The organism is Lysobacter claricitrinus (assembly GCF_045866565.1).
In the GTDB taxonomy this organism is placed as follows: Bacteria; Pseudomonadota; Gammaproteobacteria; order Xanthomonadales; family Xanthomonadaceae; genus Cognatilysobacter; species Cognatilysobacter claricitrinus.
In genome coordinates, this window is record NZ_BAAFZV010000002.1 from 250,859 (window position 1) to 265,512 (window position 14,654).

The 14,654-nt window shown below is 68.4% G+C and carries 16 protein-coding genes; 13 read left to right on the forward strand and 3 right to left on the reverse strand.

What is annotated here, in order from left to right:
- Nucleotides 1-42 precede the first annotated feature (42 nt).
- The 5 genes from lepB to recO are packed head-to-tail and all read left to right on the forward strand — an operon-like array spanning nt 43 to nt 3,675.
- Entirely contained in the window at nt 43-840 is a 798-nt protein-coding gene (gene lepB / locus ACKTTN_RS05920) for a signal peptidase I (RefSeq protein ID WP_407908953.1), read from the forward strand.
- A 35-nt stretch (nt 841-875) separates the two neighbouring features.
- Nucleotides 876-1,250 carry a DUF4845 domain-containing protein gene (locus ACKTTN_RS05925; protein WP_407908954.1) on the forward strand — a complete coding sequence of 125 codons (375 nt, stop codon included), beginning with the start codon at nt 876-878 and terminating at the stop codon, nt 1,248-1,250.
- Complete coding sequence (rnc, locus tag ACKTTN_RS05930) at nt 1,247-1,930, forward strand: ribonuclease III (protein ID WP_407908955.1); 684 nt, start codon at nt 1,247-1,249, stop codon at nt 1,928-1,930. Before ACKTTN_RS05925 ends, rnc begins: the two co-directional genes overlap by 4 nt.
- A gap of 50 nt (nt 1,931-1,980) precedes the next feature.
- Entirely contained in the window at nt 1,981-2,877 is an 897-nt protein-coding gene (era, locus tag ACKTTN_RS05935; RefSeq protein WP_407908956.1) for a GTPase Era, read from the forward strand.
- Nucleotides 2,878-2,919: 42 nt separating this feature from the next.
- Nucleotides 2,920-3,675, forward strand: a complete 756-nt coding sequence (gene recO, locus ACKTTN_RS05940) for a DNA repair protein RecO (RefSeq protein ID WP_407908957.1) — start codon at nt 2,920-2,922, stop codon at nt 3,673-3,675.
- Here the strand turns inward: recO and ACKTTN_RS05945 are convergent.
- A complete protein-coding gene (locus ACKTTN_RS05945; protein WP_407908958.1) occupies nt 3,657-4,376 on the reverse strand; it encodes a response regulator in 720 nt (239 codons plus the stop codon). The two genes, recO and ACKTTN_RS05945, sit on opposite strands and share 19 nt — an antisense overlap.
- Before the next feature lie 34 nt (nt 4,377-4,410).
- Here ACKTTN_RS05945 and ACKTTN_RS05950 point away from each other — a divergent pair, with 34 nt between their 5' ends.
- The 8 genes from ACKTTN_RS05950 (at nt 4,411) to ACKTTN_RS05985 (ending at nt 12,095) form a co-directional block, all read left to right on the forward strand.
- A complete protein-coding gene (locus ACKTTN_RS05950; protein WP_407908959.1) occupies nt 4,411-6,429 on the forward strand; it encodes a translocation/assembly module TamB domain-containing protein in 2,019 nt (672 codons plus the stop codon).
- A gap of 74 nt (nt 6,430-6,503) precedes the next feature.
- Nucleotides 6,504-7,130, forward strand: a complete 627-nt coding sequence (locus ACKTTN_RS05955; protein ID WP_407908960.1) for a DUF1318 domain-containing protein — start codon at nt 6,504-6,506, stop codon at nt 7,128-7,130.
- 132 nt (nt 7,131-7,262) lie between these two features.
- On the forward strand, nt 7,263-8,579 hold the full coding sequence (gene rlmD / locus ACKTTN_RS05960) for a 23S rRNA (uracil(1939)-C(5))-methyltransferase RlmD (RefSeq protein ID WP_407908961.1): 1,317 nt from the start codon (nt 7,263-7,265) through the stop codon (nt 8,577-8,579).
- A 273-nt stretch (nt 8,580-8,852) separates the two neighbouring features.
- Complete coding sequence (locus ACKTTN_RS05965) at nt 8,853-9,338, forward strand: CYTH domain-containing protein (RefSeq protein WP_407908962.1); 486 nt, start codon at nt 8,853-8,855, stop codon at nt 9,336-9,338.
- A 69-nt stretch (nt 9,339-9,407) separates the two neighbouring features.
- Nucleotides 9,408-10,403, forward strand: a complete 996-nt coding sequence (gene nagZ / locus ACKTTN_RS05970) for a beta-N-acetylhexosaminidase (protein ID WP_407908963.1) — start codon at nt 9,408-9,410, stop codon at nt 10,401-10,403.
- 1 nt (nt 10,404) lies between these two features.
- The gene (locus ACKTTN_RS05975; protein WP_407908964.1) at nt 10,405-10,974 is read left to right on the forward strand and encodes a hypoxanthine-guanine phosphoribosyltransferase; all 570 of its coding nucleotides are present in this window, start codon (nt 10,405-10,407) and stop codon (nt 10,972-10,974) included.
- Between the two features lie 41 nt (nt 10,975-11,015).
- Nucleotides 11,016-11,786: an S-methyl-5'-thioinosine phosphorylase gene (locus tag ACKTTN_RS05980; RefSeq protein WP_407908965.1), complete on the forward strand. Its 771-nt coding sequence runs from the start codon at nt 11,016-11,018 to the stop codon at nt 11,784-11,786.
- 105 nt (nt 11,787-11,891) lie between these two features.
- On the forward strand, nt 11,892-12,095 hold the full coding sequence (locus ACKTTN_RS05985; protein WP_407908966.1) for a cold-shock protein: 204 nt from the start codon (nt 11,892-11,894) through the stop codon (nt 12,093-12,095).
- A 203-nt stretch (nt 12,096-12,298) separates the two neighbouring features.
- On the opposite strand, the gene ACKTTN_RS05990 is transcribed toward ACKTTN_RS05985, so the two are convergent.
- Entirely contained in the window at nt 12,299-14,068 is a 1,770-nt protein-coding gene (locus ACKTTN_RS05990) for an ABC transporter transmembrane domain-containing protein (protein ID WP_407908967.1), read from the reverse strand.
- A complete protein-coding gene (locus ACKTTN_RS05995) occupies nt 14,061-14,654 on the reverse strand; it encodes an IMPACT family protein (protein ID WP_407908968.1) in 594 nt (197 codons plus the stop codon). The genes ACKTTN_RS05990 and ACKTTN_RS05995 overlap by 8 nt, the downstream gene beginning before the upstream one ends.

The following is a 14,654-nucleotide window of genomic DNA, read 5'->3' on the forward strand; positions in this document are numbered from 1 at the left end:
CGATCCAAGCTCCCGTCACGAATTCCGTCTGCAGGGACTGCCATGCGCTGGTTCGAAATCACCCTCGTCGTGTTGACGCTCGCCAGTGGCGTCATCTGGCTGCTCGACAAGCTGTTCCTCGCCAAGCACCGCGCCGCACGCGACGGCCTGCTCGACAGCACCGACGAGCCGATGCTCGTCGACTACGCCAAATCGTTCTTCCCGGTGCTGGCCGCGGTGCTGTTGCTGCGCACCTTCGTCGCCGAGCCGTTCCGCATCCCGTCGAACTCCATGATGCCGACGCTGCTCACCGGCGATTTCATCCTGGTCAACAAGTTCAGCTACGGCCTGCGGTTGCCCATCAACAACGCCAAGGTCGTGCAGATCGGTGAGCCGCAGCGTGGCGACGTCGTCGTGTTCAAGCCGCCTCACCATCCGGAGCAGGACTGGATCAAGCGCATCATCGGCCTGCCGGGCGACCAGATCGCGTACCACGACCACCAGCTCTTCCTCAACGGCAAGCCGGTGCAGTCGCAGCCGATCGGCATCTACCAGGGCGTCGGCAACGGCGCGGAGATGACCGGCGCCGAGGAAAAGCAGGAAGCACTGCCGGGCCGCCCGCACCGCATGCTCGAACGCGCCGACCTGATCCGCATGGACGGGCAGGGCGAATGGACGGTCCCTTCCGGCCACTATTTCGTGATGGGCGACAACCGCGACAACAGCGAGGACAGCCGATACTGGGGCTTCCTGCCGGAAGCGAACCTGCGCGGCAAGGCCTTCCTCATCTGGCTCAACTGCGAAGGCTGGGTGTGCTCCGGCGCATTCGACGGCTCGCGCATCGGCACCACGATCCGGTGATACTGTCCGCCTCGCGGACCCTTGGGGAGAGAGTCATGAGACGCAATCAGCAGGGAATGACCCTGACCAGTTTCATCGTCGTGCTCGCCGTGGTCGGCGTGTTCGTGTACATGGCGATGAAGCTGATTCCGATGTATTCGGAATACTTCTCGGTCAAGAAGGCGCTCGAAGGCATGGCGCGCGAGCCCGGCATGGCGGCCAATCCACCGGAGCGCATCAAGGACCTGTTCTTCCGCCGCATGGAGGTCGACTACGTCGACGACATCAAGCCGGAGAACGTCAAGGTCGCGCGCAAGGAGGCGGGTTGGGTCATGACGGTGGACTACGAGGTGCGGAAGCCGCTGATCGCCAACCTCGACGTCGTCGGTCGCTTCAATGCTGAGAAGGAATTCCAGCGCACCGCGGAATGACCGTGGACGCGGCGCTCGGCCACTCGTTCCGTAACCCGGCGCTGCGCGACCAGGCGCTGCGGCATCGCAGCGCCGGCACGCCACACAACGAGCGGCTCGAATTCCTCGGCGACGCACTGGTCAACCTGTTCGTCGCCGAAGCGCTGTATGTGCGTTGGCCGAAAGTCGACGAGGGCGCGTTGACGCGTGCACGCGCCGAACTCGTCCGCGAGTCATCGCTCGCGCAGATCGCACGCAACCTCGACCTTGGTGCGAAGCTGACGCTCGGGCCCGGCGAGATGAAATCCGGCGGTCATCGACGCGATTCGATACTCGCCGATGCGGTCGAGGCGCTGGTCGCCGCGATCTACCTCGATTCCGACTTCGAAACCTGCCGCGCAGCGGTGCTGCCTTGGTTCGAGCCTGCGATGGCCGCGCTGCCGCCGCCGAACAAGGTCGGCAAGGACGCCAAGACGCGGCTGCAGGAATGGCTGCAGGCGCGCCAGCGGCCGCTGCCGGTCTATGCACTGCTGGCCGAGGACGGCGAAGAGCACGCTCGCATCTTCGTTGTCAGCTGCACGCTCGTGCAGCCTGAACTGGTGACCGAGGGCGAGGGCACGTCACGTCGAATCGCGGAACAGGCGGCCGCGGAAGCGGCACTGGCGCGTATCGACGCGATGCAGGGCGACCGCAAGGGCTGACGGCGACGTGTTTCCGGCGGCCCGACACGTCCCGCCCTTACAATCGCCTGATGGATCCCACACCCCACCGCGCCGGCCACGTCGCCGTCATCGGCCGCCCAAACGTCGGCAAGTCGACACTCGTCAATGCACTCGTCGGCGCGAAGATCTCGATCACCTCGAACCGCCCGCAGACCACGCGGCATCGCTTGCTCGGCATCGCGACGTTTCCCGAAGGCCAGCTGGTGCTGCTCGACACGCCAGGGCTGCATCGCGAGCAGAAGCGTGCCATGAACCGGATGATGAATCGCGCGGCGCGCGGGGCGCTGGAAGGGGTGGATGCGGTGATGCTGGTCGTGCAGGCGGGCCGCTGGGATGACGAGGACGGCCTCGCCTACGACGCAATCAAGGCAGCGGGCGTTCCCGTGGTGCTGGTCGTGAACCAGGTCGACCGCATGAAGGACAAGACCGCGCTCCTGCCGTACCTGGCGAAGGTCAGCAATGGTCGCGAGTTCGCGTCCGTGCATCCGATTTCCGCATTGAAGGAGCAGGGTCTGCAGGGACTCGTGCGCGCCGCGCTCGCACTGGTTCCCGAGCAGGACGCGCTATATGGCGAGGACGAAATCACCGACAAGAGCCAGCGCTTTCTCGCCGGCGAGATGGTGCGCGAACAGCTCATGCGCCAGCTCGGCGATGAGCTGCCGTATGCGACCACCGTCGAGATCGAGAATTTCGAAGTCGACGGCGCGCTGCTGCGCATCGGCGCGGTGATCTGGGTGGAGCGCGCGGGCCAGAAGGGCATCGTCATCGGCAAGGGCGGCGAGCGCCTTCGCGAAATTGGCGCGCGTTCGCGCCAGCAGATGGAAAAGCTGTTCGACTCGAAGGTGTTCCTCGAGACGTGGGTGCGCGTGCGCGAAGGCTGGTCGGACGACGAGGCGGCGCTGAAGTCGCTGGGTTACCACGACTGACCGTCGCGCCATGGTCTTCGCGTCGCCGGTGCCGCGTTAGCCGTGTCGACAGTTCGCTACGCCCAGGAAAACGCGTTCGTCCTGCACGCGCGCCCGTACCGCGAGACGAGCCTGCTGCTCGAGTTGCTGACCGCGCAGTACGGACGCATCGGCATGCTTGCGCGCGGCGTCACCGGTCCGCGGCGCCAACTTCTGCGCGCAGCGTTGCAACCGCTGCAGTGGATCCGTTTCGATGCGGTACAACGCGGCGAACTCGCGCAACTTGCCAATGCGGAAGCGGTCGATGCCGCGCCACGATTGATCGGTGATGCGGCGCTCGCCGCGTTCTATCTCAACGAACTCACCCTGCGCCTCGCGCCGCGCCACGATCCGCAACCCGACCTGTTCACTGCCTACGCGCGCGCGCGGGAGCGACTGCGCGCCGGCGAGCCGCTGGCGTGGACGCTGCGTCGCTACGAGCGCGATCTGCTGCAGGCACTTGGTCTCGGCTTCGACTGGACGAGCGATGGCGACGGGCAGCCGATCGATCCCGCTGCCCGTTATCGGCTCGACCCCGAAAACGGCCCACGTCGCCTGCTGGGTGATCGCGGCGCGGCCGATCGCAGCGACGCGCCGAGCGGCCAGGCGCTACTCGCGCTCGCCAACGACGAAATGCCCGCATCCGGCGATCTCGCCGCTTTGCGACGCGCCATGCGGCGCGTGCTCGAGCACCACCTCGGTCCACGCGGGCTGACGTCGTGGCAGATGCTCGGCGAACTGTCGCGCGTCGGTGCCGGTGGTCAGGCGTCGGGAAACTGATCGAGCGTCGCGCGCATCACGGCGTCGAATGCGGGCCACCCCGCGCGCGGTTCCGCGGCGGCGAGTCGCGCGGCGGCGTCGCCCAGGCGGGCGGCCCCCACAAATCCGCAGCTCGCGCGCAGGCGATGCAGGAGCGATCGGATCTCCGCGCGGTCATCGGTATCCACCGCGTTCGCGAGCGAGACGCGCACGGTGTCGAGTTCCGCGCGAAACAGGCCGCGCAGCGCGACGAGATGGCCCCGGTCCCCGAGCAGCGCGGATAACGCGGACGCGTCGTCCCACAACGGCAGGTCCGGGTTTGCGACTACGGGGGCGTGCAGCGATGCATCGAGACCCAGCGCCATGCGTGCGGCGGCGACCGTCTCGGCCGTCGACAGCGGCTTCACCAGCACTTCGAGGAAGCCCGCGGTGAGCAGCCGTTCGTGTTCCTCCGCCTCGCGCGCCGCGGTGTGCGCGATCGCCGGCGTCGCGAGGCCCTGCGCCCGCAGCGCGAGAAGCAGCGCGTCGCCGCGACCGTCCGGCAGGTTCGCGTCGAACACCCACAGGTCGTGCGTGGTCGATGCGGCGAGTTCGCGCGCCGCGGCGCAGTTGCGGGCGACGTCGACGTCGAGCGGGACGCGCGCCAATGCGGCTTCGAGGAAGGCGGCGCTCACCGCATCGTCTTCGACGAGCAAAGCGCGGGGGTGTCGATGGTCCGTCATCGTGAGTCGGCGTCCTGTCGGTATGCTCGCGGCGATGCCCATCGTACGCGCGATCGTCGCGGTGCTGCTGGCCGCCACGATGCTGGCGGCCGCGCCCGCGCACGCGCGTTCGGCACAGGCCCGTATCGCGCGCATGACGCTGCCCAGCGGCGAGATGCGCGGGGTGCGCATCGATCTCGATTGGCCGCCCACGGCGAAGCAGGGCGCGCTGCGCCTTCGCGCGGAAAGAGTCGACGCGCCGGACCTGGGCTATCACTTCATCGCCGTCGACTGGCATTGCATATTGCGGCGCGACGGTTGGAGCGGGTGGCACTGCGATGGCCCGGCGATGACGGGCCAGGGCGCGATGCGTCTGCGAATCGATCTCGCCGACTCGGGCGTGCAGGCGCAGCTCACGCGGGGCGCCAGCGCGATCCGCGTCCGGCGCGACGACACCACCGGCGACGCCACGCGCGTAGACCTCACCGCGATTCCGCTTGCATGGATCCGCGGCCTGCTCAAACAGGCGTGGCCCGAGGCCCAGCTGAAAGCAGGTTCGGGCGATGCGCAGCTGGCCGTCACCACGCCGAATCACGATCTGCGCGTCGTCGGGCCGATGACGCTGCGCGACGTCGCGTTCGATACGCCGGACGGGACGATCGCCGCCGACGGCCTCGACGCGCAGCTGGACCTCGACATGACGCTCGGCGCGACCGATCGCGTCGCTCTGCGTGGCCGGCTCGGCGGTGGCGAAGCGTTGTTCGGGACCACGTACTTCGCGCTCCAGGATCGCATGGGCGAGCTATCGATCGATGCGGAACAGCATGGCGAATGCTGCTGGCGCATTCCGCGATTCGAGTGGCGCGACGACGGCGTGCTGCAGGCATCCGGCGCGGCGGCGTTTGGGCCGGATACCACGCTGCGATCGCTGCAGGCCGACGTCCGCAGCAGCGATCTTGCGGGATTGAAAGCACCGTATCTGAGCGGCTGGCTGGGCGCGGCCGGACTCGACGACCTCGCGATGCACGGCGGGCTCGCTGCGCACGTGGACGTCGGCGAGGCCGGCCTGCAGGCGGTCGACGCGCGCTTCAGCGATATCGACCTCGATGACCCCAAGGGCCGCTTCGCGTTCCACGGCCTGCAGGGCAACGTGCGCTATTCGGCGAGTGCGCCCGTCGACAGCGAGCTGCATTGGACGTCCGGACATGTGTACGGGCTCGCGTTCGGCACATCGGCGCTGCCGATGCGCAGCGAGCAGGGGCGGCTCGTGTTCGCGCAACCGGTCGACGTGCCGATGCTGGGCGGCCTCCTGCGATTCGACCATTTTGCGATCCAGCCACCCGGCCCGAACGGCGGCGCGAGCGCGGAGTTCGGTCTCGATGTGCGGAACCTGGACATCGGCGAACTCGCGAAGGCGCTCGGCCTGCCGGCGTTCACAGGCCAGCTGTCAGGGCGCATTCCCAACGCGCACTACGCCGCGCAGCAGCTGGTGTTCGACGGCGGCCTGTCGATGGCGCTGTTCGGCGGCCGGCTCGACGTGTCGGCGCTGTCGATGGAGCGGCCGTTTGGCGTCGCGCCCACGCTGAGCGCGGACATCGCGTTCGACGACCTCGACCTCGAATCGCTCACCGGCGTGCTCGGCTTCGGCAGCATCACCGGCAAGCTCGATGGCCACCTCAACGGCCTGCGTCTGGTCGACTGGCAGCCCGTCGCGTTCGACGCCCACCTGCGCACCGACAAGCACACGGGCGTGCGCCAGCGCATCTCGCAGCGCGCCGTGCAGGACCTCTCCAGCGTGGGCGACGCCTCGTTCGCAGGCGGCCTGCAGGCGCGCCTGATCGGGCTGTTCGACGACTTCGCGTACTCGGCGATCGGCATCGACTGCCGGCTCGCCGACGAGGTCTGCGAGATGGACGGGCTGGGCACCCGCGGTCCCAACAGCTTCACCATCGTGCAGGGCGGCGGTATCCCGTGGCTCACCGTGGTCGGCATCAACCGGCGCGTCGACTGGCCGACACTGGTCGAGCGCCTGGTCGCCGTCGGCAAGGGCGAGGCGAAGCCTGTAGTGAAGTAAGGTCGCCCTGTTCACGTTTCGCCTCGCTTCACGCATGCTGCGGCACGATCGCCTCAACCGACTGGAGAACTCCCATGCGTCGCTGGATGATGCTCACGCCTTTTGCCGTCGCGCTCACCGCGTGCGTGACGATCAACGTCTACTTCCCCGCCGCCGAGGCGCGTGAAGCGGCGAAGCAGTTCGTGGAGAAGGTGATCGCGGATCCGAACGCGAAGCCGGTCGAGCCGATAAAGCCGGGCGGTGGCAGCGCGTCGATCGACACCCCGTGGAGCGAACGCGCCGCGTCGCAGCTGGCGCGCGTCGACTTCGCTTCGCTGGTGGGCATCGGCAGCGCGCAGGCGCAGGGCCAGCCGGACATCACGATCAAGACGCCGGCCATCCAGGCGATCCAGTCGCGCATGGAGCAGCGTTTCGACGGCCAGCTACGTGCGGGTTTCGAGGCAGGCGCGCTCGGGTTCACGTCCGATGGCATGGTCACCGTGCGTGACGCGTCCAAGCTCGCGTTGCCGGACCGCGTCGCGATGAACAAGGCCGTGGCCGACGACAACCGCGACCGCGCGGCGGTGTACCGCGAGATCGCCGTCGCCAACGGCCACCCCGAATGGGAACCGCGCATCCGCGAGGTGTTCGCGAAGCAATGGATCGACAGCGCCCGCAGCGGCTGGTGGTACCAGAGCGGCGGCGCCTGGAAGCAGAAATAACGGTTTGAAGAGGCGCCCCGGGGGCGCCGAACGGCGGCCCGCTTTGGCGGGCCGTCGCCTTTTGCGGAACCGGTTACGGGCGCGCCGGCGCTTTCTGGGACAATTCGCGGCTGTCTTCCCGTTGCTCACGCCGTGGCCCGTCTCGATCTCACTCCTTTTTCCGTCGATATCACCGACCTCACGCATGACGGGCGCGGTGTCGCGCGCCTGCCCGACGGCAAGGCCGTGTTCGTTGCCGGCGCGCTGCCGGGCGAGAAGGTCGTCGCCGTGCGCACCGGCAAGCACCGAACGTTCGACGAGGCCCGCACGGTCGAAGTGATCGACGCCGCAGGCGAGCGCGTCGATCCGCGCTGCCCGCACTTCGGCACCTGCGCGGGCTGCGCGCTGCAGCACTACGACGAGTCGAAGCAGATCGTCGCCAAGCAGCGCGTATTGATGGAAAACCTCGAGCGCATCGGCCACGTCACGCCGAAGACCGTGTTCGAACCGCTGACGGACGCCGCCTGGGGCTATCGCCGCAAGGGCCGGTTCTCGGTGCGCCGCGTCGAGAAGAAGGACAAGACGCTGGTCGGCTTCCGCGAAACCGATCCGCGCTTCGTCGCCGACATCGCCGAATGCCACACCGTCATCCCCGAGATCGGTACGAAGATCGGCGCGCTGTCGGCGCTGGTCGACGGCATGGATGGCCGGCGCGACATTCCGCAGATCGAATTCATCGCCGGCGACGACGCGATCGTGCTGACGTTCCGTCATCTCGCGCCGCTTTCCGACGGCGATCGCGCAAGACTGGCCGCATTCGGCCGCGAGCACGGGTTTGCGATCTACCTGCAACCGGGCGGGCTGGAGACCGTGCATTCGCTGGATGGTGCCGAGCCCAAGCTCGCGTTCCGACTCGACGAATGGAACGTCGAACTGAACTTCCGGCCGCTGGATTTCATCCAGGTCAATGCGGGCCTCAACCATCGCATGATCCAGCGCACGATCGAGTTGCTGGACCCGCGGGCGGACGAGCGCGTGCTCGACCTGTTCGCCGGTCTCGGCAATTTCACCCTGCCGCTGTCGCGTTACGCGCGGGAAGTGGTGGGTGTCGAAGGCGACGCCGGCCTGGTGCGCCGCGCGCGCGACAACATCACGCACAACGGCATCGCCAATGTCGAGTTCCACGCGGCCGACCTCGCGAAGGATCTTTCCGGCGAACCGTGGATGCGCGAGTCGTTCGACAAGTTGCTGCTCGACCCGCCGCGTTCGGGCGCCGATTTCGTGCTGGCACACCTGCCGCTCAAGCAATTCAAGCGGATTGTCTACGTCAGCTGCCATCCGGCATCGCTGGCGCGCGATGCGGGTTTTCTCGTCAACGAGAAGGGCTGGGTGCTGAAGGCCGCAGGCGTGATGGACATGTTTCCGCATACGGCGCACGTCGAGTCGATTGCGGTGTTCGAGAAGAAGTAACTTGCGCCGCTGTGCGTTGCTGCAGTTCGGGGTCGTAGGCGACGTGATTGGCGATGCTTCGGCTTGCACTCCGACAGCTGAGCCAATCGTTAGGACCGCGAAGCGGCGGCCATCGACGGCCGTCGCCCTTCGCGTCTCACAATCGATCTCCGCGCTCGAAGCAACGCAAAGCCGCTGAACGCCCGACGCGCGGGATCGGTTTCGAGACGTCACGTCGCCCGCGCAGTCGACACCGCTTAAGGTAGTCGACCCCGGTCGTCGGCCAGCCATCCCATGCCCCTCGAAATCGAACGCAAATTCCTCGTCACCTCCGACGCCTGGCGCGTTCAGGCCTCGAAGCGCGTCGAGATGGCGCAGGCCTACCTCAACGACCTCGCCACGCTCGACGCCGGCGCCATGAACGTGTCGGTGCGCGTGCGTATCCAGGGCGACGAGGCGTTCCTCAACATGAAGTCGCGCGAGCTGGGCACGACGCGGCAGGAGTTCGACTACCCGATCCCGGTCGACGATGCCCGCGCGCTGCTGAAGCTCGCCGTCGGCGGGAAGATCGAGAAGGTCCGCCACTACGTCGAAGTCGGCGGCCGCACGTTCGAGGTCGATGAGTTCCTGGGCGACAACGCCGGCCTCGTCGTCGCCGAGCTCGAGCTGGACGACGCCGATGCCGCCTACGAGCGACCGGGCTGGCTGGGCGAGGAAGTGACCGACCAGCCGCGCTACTACAACCTCGCGCTCGCCAGCCGGCCGTATTCCACCTGGTAGGCCGCCGCTGCGCGTCGACGCCGTCCGGGGCACAATGCCGGCCCGAATCGAAAACCGGAGTGTTGCGACATGCTCGTAATCGGCGTGGCCGGCACCGAACTCACCGCGCAGGAACGCGACTGGCTGCAGCACGATGCCTGCGGTGGCGTGATCCTCTTCAGCCGCAACTTCGCGTCCAAGCAGCAGGTTGCGGAACTCAGCCAGGCGATCCGCGAAGCCACGACGCGCCCGCAACTGGTGTGCGTCGACCAGGAAGGCGGCCGCGTGCAGCGCTTCCGCGACGGCTACACCGCGTTCCCGCCGCTGGAAAAATTCGATGCGCTGTATCGCAGCGACCGCGACGCGGCGCTCAAGCTCGCGACCGAACACGCATGGCTGATGGCCAGCGAAGTGCGCGCGACCGGCGTCGACCTCAGCTTCGCGCCGGTGGTCGACCTTGGCCGCGGTAACCGTGCGATCGGTGACCGCGCATTCTCGGCCGACCCGAACGTGATCGCCGAATTCACCCGCGCCTACGTCGCCGGCATGCATGCCGCCGACATGGCGGCCACGCTCAAGCACTTCCCCGGTCACGGCTCGGTGCTGGAAGACACGCATTTCGACGACGCCGTCGATCCGCGCCCGCTCGAGGAAATCCGCGCGCTCGACCTCGTGCCGTTCGTGGCGGGCATCGAAGCAGGCGCCGACGCGGTGATGATGGCGCACGTCAAGTATCCGGCCGTCGATCCCGACCCGGCCGGCTATTCGAAGCGCTGGATCGAGGACATCCTGCGCAAGGAAATGGGTTTCCGCGGCGTCGTGTTCTCCGACGACATCGGCATGGCGGCCGCGTTCTCCGCGGGCGGCATCAAGGCGCGCATTGACGCGCATCTGGATGCCGGTTGCGACGTCGTGCTCGTCTGCCATCCCGAACTCGTGCCGGAATCGCTCGCCGCGGTTGAAGGCCGCACGCTCAACACGGCGGCGATGGCGTCGCTGATCGGTCGCGGCCCGTTCGGTTGGCGCGAACTGCTCGCCGACGAGCGCTACGACGCCACCAGGCAGCGCATCGAAGGCCTCGCCTGACATGGCGCGCGACCTTGCCTGGGCGCTGGCCAACAGCGACGTCATCCACGATCGCACTGCGCTCGAGGCGGCGATCGCGCGGATGGCGCAGCCGATCGCGCGCGACTTCGCCGGCAGCGTGCCGGTCTACCTCACGGTGATGCACGGCGGCCTGCCGTTCGCGGGCCGGCTGGCCATGGAAGTCGGCGCGCTGGGTGTCGACTTCGAGTTCGACTACCTGCACGCCACGCGCTATCGCGGCGCGACGAGCGGCGGCGACCTGACATGGAAGCATCGTCCCGCGACGCCGCTTGCGGGCCGTCGCGTTCTGCTCGCCGACGACATCCTCGACGAAGGCCACACGCTGCGCGCGATCGTGCAATGGTGCCGCGAGGAAGGCGCCGTCGACATACGCATCGCCGCACTCGCGGTGAAGCGACACGACCGTTGCGTCGAAGGCGTGCGCGCGGACTATTTCGGCGTCGACGTGCCGGATCGTTACGTCTTCGGATACGGCATGGATTTCCAGGAACAGGGCCGCAACCTGCCGGCGATCCACGCGCTGACCGACGAGGCGCTCAAGGCACTCTGACGCGACACCGTTTACGCACCACGACTTCGCACGGACACGACATGAGCGACATCGCACTCGCCGTCATCGGCGGCACCGGGCTGTATCGACTCGCCGAACTGCACGACGTCGAGTCGTACGAACCCGATACGCGCTTCGGGCGCGCGTCCGGGCCGGTGCGCGTCGGCACGATGGCGGGCCATCGCGTCGCGTTCCTCGCGCGGCACGGCGAAGGACATTCGGTGCCGCCACACCTCGTCAATTACCGCGCGAACCTCGCGGCGCTGGAGGCGGTCGGTGCCCGGCGCGTGCTCGCGCTCAACACGGTGGGCGGGATCACCGAGCGCTTCGGACCGCGCGTACTCGCGTGCCCGGACCAGTTGATCGACTACACCTGGGGCCGCGTCTCGACCATCTGCGAAGAGCCGGGTACCGAGGTCGTGCACGTGGACTTCGGCGAGCCGTACACACCGTCGCTGCGCAACGCAGTGCTGGCGGCAGCGCAGGACGCGGGCGTGCCGCTGGTCGACGGCGGTTGCTACGGCGCCACGCAGGGCCCGCGCCTGGAAACGCGCGCCGAGATCGCGCGCATGCGCCGCGACGGCTGCGACCTCGTCGGCATGACCGGCATGCCCGAAGCCGGCCTCGCGCGGGAAATGGAACTCGACTACGCGTGCCTGGCGATCATCGCCAACTGGGCCGCGGGCGCGGGTCCGCAGGTGGACGAGGTGATCACCCTGCAGGACGTGCTGGACAACGTCGCCGCCGCGTCGGCGCACCTGCCCGCACTGCTCGGCGCGCTGCTCGACCGCATGTCCGAAGCTGCCCGCTAGGACGATTGTCAACCGGCTGCAGCGTTTGCATACTCGGCCGCGCGGCTGCGACCCGTACGGGCCACCGCGGCGCGCCAACGCTCACAGCATGAGGTCATCAAGGATATGCAGTACGGCACCGTGAAATGGTTCAACGATGCGAAGGGATTCGGTTTCATTTCGCCTGAAGACGGAACTGCGGATGTGTTCGTGCACTACTCGGCGATCAATTCCAAGGGTTTCCGCAGTCTCCAGGAAGGACAGCGCGTGTCTTACGAGGTCACTCAGGGCCCCAAGGGCATGCAAGCTTCGGGCGTCGTTCCGACCTGACGGTTTGCTGCGTACCGTTTCCCGAGGCCCCGCTCCGGCGGGGCCTTTTTATTGCGCGCGTCCCGAGCATGTCGTGGCGTGGTCATACGGCGACCGGCGGACCAAGGCGCCGGGCCTTCGCGCGCCCGCAATCGCGAAGCGCGCGGTTTCGGCAGCCCGCGTACGTGTGGATGCGCGGCGACGCCGCCGCGATGCGACGCCGCTCAGTCGATGAACTGCAGCCGTGCGAGTTCGGCGTACAGCCCGCCCTGCGCCATCAGGTCGGCATGCGTGCCTTCCGCGACGATGCGGCCTGCATCCATCACCACGATGCGATCCGCCTTCAGCACGGTGGCCAGTCGGTGCGCGACGACCAGCGTCGTGCGGCCTTCCATGAGTTCGTCGAGCGCGGCCTGCACCGCGGCTTCGCTCTGGGCGTCGAGCGCGCTGGTGGCTTCATCGAGCAGCAGGATCGGCGCGTCGCGCAGCACCGCGCGGGCGATCGCGATGCGCTGCTGCTGGCCGCCGGACAGGCGTGCGCCGCGTTCGCCGACCGTGGTGTCGAGGCCCTGCGGCAATGCATGCACGAAGTCGGCGGCGTGCGCGGCAGTGAGCGCGCGTTCGATCGCGGCGTCGTCGGCGTCGAGTCGGCCGTAGCGCACGTTCTCGCGCACGCTCGTCGCAAACAGCGTCGGGTGCTGCGCGACCAGCGCGATCGCGCTGCGCAGGTCGGTTGGATCGACGGTGTTGATCGCCGTGCCGTCGATGCGGATGGCGCCCGCAGTGACGTCATGGAAGCGCATCAGCAGCGAGAAGACCGTGCTCTTGCCGGCGCCGGATGGACCGACCAGCGCGACGGTTTCACCGGGACGCACGCGCAGGCTGAAGTCGCGCAGCACGTCGCGCGTGGGCTCGGCCGGGTAGGCGAAGCGCACGTTGTCGAATTCAATGCCGCCGGTCACCGGTGCAGGCAGCGCCCGCGGCGATGCGGGCGCGGTGACGTTCGGCGTTTCCTGCAGCAGTTCGGCGATGCGTCCCATGCCGCCGGTGGCGCGTTGCAGCTCGTTCCAGACTTCGGCGAGCGCACCGACCGAACCGCCGCCGACCACGGCGTACAACAGGAACTGCAGCAACGTGCCGGCGGTCATGCGATGCGCGAGCACGTCGTGCGCGCCGAGCCACAGCACCATCACGATCGCGCCGAACACGAGCGAGATGGCGACAGCGGTGACGAGCGACTGTGCACCGATGCGCTTGCGCGCCACCGCGACCGCGGCGCGCACGGCGTCGCCGAAGCGGTGGCGTTCGTACGATTCGCGTGCATGTGCACGCACGGTCGCGACCGCACCCAACGTCTCCGCGGCGATGGCGTTCGCGTCGGCCACGCGGTCCTGGCTCGTGCGCGCAATTTTCCGCAGTCGCCGTGCGCCGATCACGATGGGCGCGACGGCGAGCGGAATACCGATCAACGCGTACGAGGCCAAACGCGGGCTGGTCGCAAACAGCATCACCAGGCTGCCGACCACGGTCACCGCGCTGCGCAGCGCGATCGACATCGTCGACGCGACGAGGCTGCGCAGCAGTTCGGTATCTGCGCTGAGCCGCGACACCAGCTCGCCCGATCGCGTGCGGTCGTGGAACGCGGCGTCGAGCCCCAGCAGGTGCGCATAGAGCTGGTCGCGCAGGTCGGCGACCACGCGCTCGCCAAGCAGCGACACGAAGAAGAACCTCGCGGCGGTGAAGAGTGCGAGCAGCAGCACGACGCCGCCCAGCGGCAGGAAGGCGACGTTGATCGCGTGCGACGTGCCGTTGGCGAAGCCGTGGTCGATCACGCGGCGGAACGCGACCGGGAGTGCGAGCGTCGCGGCCGACGAGATGCCCAGCGCAACCAGCCAGCTGACCAGCAGCGGGCGATGGCGCTGCACGAAGGGCCACAGCATGCGCAGGCCAGCGAGGCGCGAAGCGGGGGAGGCGCCGGCGGGGGCGTCAGGCATCGGAGGAGGTTTCCAGCAGGCGGACCCGGTCCCGGGTGGCGTCGCGCAGGTGCGCTTTCAAGGTGTGCGCGCGATCGGCGGGCAGGCGGACGACGAGTTCGACACCGTCGCCATCGAAATGTTCGTCGAGACGTTCGACGCCGGCTGCGGACAGTACCGCGTGCACGGCGCCGGTGTCCGCGAAGGCGAAGCGCAGCCGCAGCATCGCGTTCTCGATGCGCGCGATCTTTTCGGCAAGCCGGAGGCATTCGGCCGCGCAGCCGCCGTAGGCGCGTACCAGCCCGCCGGCGCCGAGCTTGATGCCGCCGTACCAGCGCGTCACCACGGCGACGACGCCATCCACGCGCTGGCCATCGATGGCCGCGAGGATTGGACGCCCCGCGGTGCCGGACGGTTCGCCGTCGTCGCTGCAGCGGTAGTCCTGGCCGATGCGATACGCCCAGCAGTTGTGCGTGGCCGCGGCGTCGCGCACCTGCGCGAGGAAGGCGAGCGCATCGGTCGGCGACGCCACCGGCGCGGCGTGCGCGACGAACCGGCTGTGCTTGATCTCGAGCGTGGCCGACGCGGGGCCGGCGAGGGTCAGCAT

What these genes read in the sequence shown, in the direction of transcription:
- lepB (WP_407908953.1), top strand. Translation starts at nt 43, where the DNA reads ATGCGCTGGTTCGAAATCACCCTCGTCGTGTTGACGCTCGCCAGTGGC.
- ACKTTN_RS05925 (WP_407908954.1), top strand. Translation starts at nt 876, where the DNA reads ATGAGACGCAATCAGCAGGGAATGACCCTGACCAGTTTCATCGTCGTG.
- rnc (WP_407908955.1), top strand. Translation starts at nt 1,247, where the DNA reads ATGACCGTGGACGCGGCGCTCGGCCACTCGTTCCGTAACCCGGCGCTG.
- era (WP_407908956.1), top strand. Translation starts at nt 1,981, where the DNA reads ATGGATCCCACACCCCACCGCGCCGGCCACGTCGCCGTCATCGGCCGC.
- ACKTTN_RS05945 (WP_407908958.1), bottom strand. Translation starts at nt 4,376, where the DNA reads ATGACGGACCATCGACACCCCCGCGCTTTGCTCGTCGAAGACGATGCG.
- ACKTTN_RS05950 (WP_407908959.1), top strand. Translation starts at nt 4,411, where the DNA reads ATGCCCATCGTACGCGCGATCGTCGCGGTGCTGCTGGCCGCCACGATG.
- ACKTTN_RS05955 (WP_407908960.1), top strand. Translation starts at nt 6,504, where the DNA reads ATGCGTCGCTGGATGATGCTCACGCCTTTTGCCGTCGCGCTCACCGCG.
- ACKTTN_RS05965 (WP_407908962.1), top strand. Translation starts at nt 8,853, where the DNA reads ATGCCCCTCGAAATCGAACGCAAATTCCTCGTCACCTCCGACGCCTGG.
- nagZ (WP_407908963.1), top strand. Translation starts at nt 9,408, where the DNA reads ATGCTCGTAATCGGCGTGGCCGGCACCGAACTCACCGCGCAGGAACGC.
- ACKTTN_RS05975 (WP_407908964.1), top strand. Translation starts at nt 10,405, where the DNA reads ATGGCGCGCGACCTTGCCTGGGCGCTGGCCAACAGCGACGTCATCCAC.
- ACKTTN_RS05980 (WP_407908965.1), top strand. Translation starts at nt 11,016, where the DNA reads ATGAGCGACATCGCACTCGCCGTCATCGGCGGCACCGGGCTGTATCGA.
- ACKTTN_RS05985 (WP_407908966.1), top strand. Translation starts at nt 11,892, where the DNA reads ATGCAGTACGGCACCGTGAAATGGTTCAACGATGCGAAGGGATTCGGT.
- ACKTTN_RS05990 (WP_407908967.1), bottom strand. Translation starts at nt 14,068, where the DNA reads ATGCCTGACGCCCCCGCCGGCGCCTCCCCCGCTTCGCGCCTCGCTGGC.
- ACKTTN_RS05995 (WP_407908968.1), bottom strand. Translation starts at nt 14,654, where the DNA reads ATGCTGACCCTCGCCGGCCCCGCGTCGGCCACGCTCGAGATCAAGCAC.